Below are 4,227 nucleotides of genomic sequence, written 5' to 3'. Positions count from 1 at the left end.
CGCCCGGGGGTGGGGTCGTCGGGGCCCGCACCACCGGGGCGGGTCCTCAGCCGGTCAGCGAGTCCATGAAGGAGCTCACCGAGAAGACCGCCTTGCCGGGGCCCGCCGGGCCGTACCCGGGCGGGGAGGAGAGGCCGAACTCCTCCAGGGTGCCCCGGTAGGTCTGCAGCAGCCGGATGTGGTACTCCAGCGGCGCGCCCTGCGGGTTGGCCTTGCCGAGCGGGGTGGTGGGCTCGGGGCACCAGGTGGTGAAGCGCGGCACCACGCCGCGGGACATGAAGAAGCGCAGGCCCTCCTCGGTGGAGGCGATCGCCTCGTCCACCGTGGTGAAGCCGAAGGGCTCGGCCATCTCCACGCCCGCGACGAAGTTGGGGATCACGTTCTCCGGGCCGAACACCTCGGTGGAGTCGAGGATCCGGCGGTGCCACTCGTCCCGGCCGACGTAGCGCTCCTTGCCCGGGCAGTAGAGCTCGAACAGCCGCTTGTCCCACACCTCGAAGTTGGGGTGGTAGATCCGCACGCCGTAGTCGTGGAAGCGCTGGACGTCCTCGCGCGGCAGCGCCTGGGCCACCACCTTGCCGATCCAGCGGCCGGGGAAGCGCTCCTCGATGGCCTTGGCGTACTGCCCGTAGAAGTCGGCCTCGTCCCGGCCGCCGACGTGCGAGGTGATCGCCCCGCCGGTGAGGGTGTACGCCTGGGAGGCCCGGGCAGTGTCGTGCCGGTCGATGATCGCCAGCGCCTCCAGCACCTCCTCGACCGGCTTGACCCCGGTGTACGGGCGGCCGGCCGCCTTGTGCTGGCGCCAGTTGTGGTTGATGTCGCAGTACTGGCACTCCTCCTTGGCGCCGAAGTACTGGCAGACCCGGAACACCGTGAGGTAGATCAGGTAGCCCCACTGGATGGTCGGGGCGACCTCCATCACCGACTTCCCGTTGGCCAGCGTGTGCCGGTAGTAGTCCGGCATCGGCGGCAGGCCGACGTCGGCGATCCGCGCACCGTCCAGGTAGAGGCCGAGCGTGCCGTCGTCCCCGGCGCCGACCCGGTACGGCGAGTCCGGGTTCACCCGCACCGACACCACCGTGCGGCGCAGCCCGTACGGCCCGCCGGTCAGCACGACCTCCTCCGGCGGCCGGTTGAGCGCGGCCGCGCCCAGCTCGGGCAGCGTGCGGTGGTCGAAGGAGAAGATGAAGTACGACTTCGGCTTGACCTCGCCGCCCCCGTCGGCGCCCGCGCTGCCGCTCAGCGCGGACTCGTCGAAGGCCATGCCGCCGCGCAGCAGGTCCTCCTTGATCACCGCCTCCCGGGGCACGTCGGGATAGCGCTCCATGAGCTGCTCCACGAGTGCGGTGCGGCTGCGGGCCTGGCTCTCCATGCGCTGGTCTTCCTTCCTGGCCCCGCCTCCTCGACGGCGCCGTGCCCATTCTGTCCCGCCTTACGCGCCCGGCCGCGCACCGGGCCCGGCCCGGGACGATCGACCGGCCCCCGGCGGGCGGCCGTGGGTGATTTCGTTTCGCGTTCGAACAGCCCGCGCCACGAGCGGGACGACGCGGCCGGCGGGAGCGGGACACGCGCGAGTGGCGGCAAGTTGACGCGCGGACGGGCGGCTCGGCGGGCGGGTTCGTGACAGGAGTGCCCAGGTGCGGTGCGGGGTGATGCACGACGGGGGCGCGCCCAAACACCCGCATGGGGAACGTTCACCCTATCGGGTGATGAAGATCGTCTGGTGCGATGCGGAACGCGCCTTCGCGCCTACGGTGGTGAACCGAGCGAGACGGGGCCGGAGACCGGAGATCCCGTTCGAGGCGGGTGGGATGACGACCCGTCATATTGTGCGACCCCCTTCAGAGGAGGCTCCATGCCCCTGTGCGCCAGGCCGGACACACCATCCGGGCCCGTCACCGCCCCGGTGGTGGGCCCATGAGCTCCCCCGCGATCGAACGGATCCTGCGCGGGCCCAGCGGACTGGGCACCTCCGGGCTGCAGTTCAGGCCGCAGGCCCCGGCGGACGAGGTCTCGGCGCCCCAGGCTCCGATGCCCGAGGTCCCGGTCGAGGTGGTCCCGGCGCCCGAGGCGACCGCGACCGTGACCGAGGCCACGACGGTGACCGAGACCGCGGCGGCGACGCCCGGGTTCCGGGTGCCGTCCGCCCACGTCCTGCCCGTCCCGACCGCCGCGACCCCGACCCCGGCCGCCGCCGGGTCGGCCGCCGAGGCGCCGAGCGGCGGCAAGCCCCGGAGCGGCGACCCGATCCCCGGCCTCTACCACCACCCGATCGCCGAGCCCGACCCGGTGCGGGTGGAGGCGCTGAGCGCGAAGCTCAAGGCCTGGGCGATGGAGGAGATCGAGCTCTACCCGCCGGAGTGGGAGAAGGACTTCAACGGCTTCTCCACCGGGCGCTACATGGTGGCCTGCCACCCGGACGCGCCGAGCGTCGACCACCTGATGCTCGCGGCCCGCCTGATGGTGGCCGAGAACGCGGTGGACGACTGCTACTGCGAGGACCTCGGCGGTTCGCCGATCGGCCTGGGCAGCCGCCTGCTGCTCGCGCACACCGCGCTGGACCCGCTGCACACCACGTCGGAGTACCACCCGGGCTGGGAGGCCTCGCTGGGCTCGGACGCGCCCCGGCGCGCCTACCACTCGGCGATGGAGTACTTCACCCGGGCCGCCACGCCCTCCCAGTCGGACCGGTTCCGGCACGACATGGCGCGGCTGCACCTCGGGTACCTGGCCGAGGCCTCCTGGGACCAGGCGGACCACGTCCCGGAGGTGTGGGAGTACCTGGCCATGCGCCAGTTCAACAACTTCCGCCCCTGCCCGACGATCACGGACACCGTCGGCGGCTACGAGCTGCCCGCCGAGCTGCACGCGCTGCCCGCCATGCAGCGGGTGATCGCACTGGCCGGCAACGCCACCACCATCGTCAACGACCTGTACTCGTACATGAAGGAGCTGGCCAGCCCCGGACTGCACCTGAACCTGCCGGTGGTGATCTCCGAGCGTGAGGGCGTCTCCCGCAAGGAGGGCTACCTGAAGGCGGTCGAGGTCCACAACGAGCTGATGCTGGCCTTCGAGGCCGAGGCGGCCGCCCTGGCCGTGTCCTGCCCGGTGCCGACACTCGTACGGTTCCTGCGCGGTGTGTCCGCGTGGGTCGACGGCAACCACTACTGGCACCAGACCAACACCTACCGCTACACCCTGCCCGACTTCTGGTGACACCGGCCCCTCCGGGGGCACCACCTCCCGCCGGCAGCGCATTTCCCTTGATGACCGACCCCTTGACCATCCGCTAGGAGCTGACCCATGTCCGTGACCGACGACATCACCACCCCCGGCAACACCATCCCCGGCCCGGCGACTCCGTACCAGGGCGACATCGCGCGCTACTGGGACCACGAGGCCCGTCCGGTCAACCTCCGCCTGGGTGACGTCGACGGCCTCTACCACCACCACTACGGCATCGGCGCGATCGACCAGGCCGCGATCGGGGACCCGGCCGACGCCGAGCGCGAGAAGAAGGTGATCGCCGAGCTGCACCGGCTGGAGTCCGCCCAGGCCGACGTGCTGCTCGGCCACCTCGGCGACATCCGCGCCGACCACACCCTGGTCGACGCCGGCTGCGGCCGCGGCGGTTCGATGGTGATGGCCCACCAGCGCTTCGGCTGCCGGGTCGAGGGCCTGACCCTCTCCACCCAGCAGGCCGACTTCGGCAACAAGCGCGCCGCCGAGCTGGGCATCGGCGGGTTCGTCCGCTCCCAGGTCGCCAACATGCTGAACATGCCCATCGAGACCGGCTCGGTCGCGGGCTCCTGGAACAACGAGTCCAGCATGTACGTCGACCTGCACGACCTGTTCGCCGAGCACTCCCGGGTGCTGAGCGTCGGCGGCCGGTACGTGACCATCACCGGCTGCTGGAACCCGCGCTACGGCCAGCCCTCGAAGTGGGTCTCGCAGATCAACGCCCACTTCGAGTGCAACATCCACTCCCGCCGCGAGTACCTGCGGGCGATGGCCGACAACCGCCTGGTGCCGCAGGCCGTCATCGACCTGACGCCGGACACCCTGCCCTACTGGGAGCTGCGGAACACCACCTCGTTGGTGACCGGCATCGAGGAGGCGTTCATCGAGTCCTACAAGGACGGCTCCTTCCAGTACGTGCTGATCGCGGCCGACCGGGTCTGATCCGGTAGCACCGCACGACGGCGGCCTCCCCGCGGGTGCGGGGAG

General features: G+C 71.4%; 3 protein-coding genes. 2 read left to right on the top strand and 1 reads right to left on the bottom strand.

Features of this window, described 5'->3' with window-relative positions:
• Positions 1-46 precede the first annotated feature (46 nt).
• Positions 47-1,372: a radical SAM protein gene (locus tag ACFRQN_RS40005; RefSeq protein ID WP_049651571.1), complete on the bottom strand. Its 1,326-nt coding sequence runs from the start codon at positions 1,370-1,372 to the stop codon at positions 47-49.
• Between the two features lie 545 nt (positions 1,373-1,917).
• On the opposite strand from ACFRQN_RS40005, the gene ACFRQN_RS40000 reads away from it, so the two are divergent.
• Both ACFRQN_RS40000 and ACFRQN_RS39995 read left to right on the top strand, forming a co-directional pair.
• A complete protein-coding gene (locus ACFRQN_RS40000; RefSeq protein WP_380745563.1) occupies positions 1,918-3,216 on the top strand; it encodes a family 2 encapsulin nanocompartment cargo protein terpene cyclase in 1,299 nt (432 codons plus the stop codon).
• 87 nt (positions 3,217-3,303) lie between these two features.
• A complete protein-coding gene (locus ACFRQN_RS39995; RefSeq protein WP_074003176.1) occupies positions 3,304-4,182 on the top strand; it encodes a geranyl diphosphate 2-C-methyltransferase in 879 nt (292 codons plus the stop codon).
• Positions 4,183-4,227: the final 45 nt, after the last annotated feature.

The organism is Kitasatospora sp. NPDC056800 (genome assembly GCF_042789775.1).
Lineage (GTDB): Bacteria > Actinomycetota > Actinomycetes > Streptomycetales > Streptomycetaceae > Kitasatospora.
Note: the sequence above shows the minus strand (reverse complement) of the source record. Positions and strands in the feature narration are given on the sequence as shown.

Coding starts and splice junctions, on each gene's coding strand:
- ACFRQN_RS39995 (WP_074003176.1), top strand. CDS start 3,304: ATGTCCGTGACCGACGACATCACCACCCCCGGCAACACCATCCCCGGC.
- ACFRQN_RS40000 (WP_380745563.1), top strand. CDS start 1,918: ATGAGCTCCCCCGCGATCGAACGGATCCTGCGCGGGCCCAGCGGACTG.
- ACFRQN_RS40005 (WP_049651571.1), bottom strand. CDS start 1,372: ATGGAGAGCCAGGCCCGCAGCCGCACCGCACTCGTGGAGCAGCTCATG.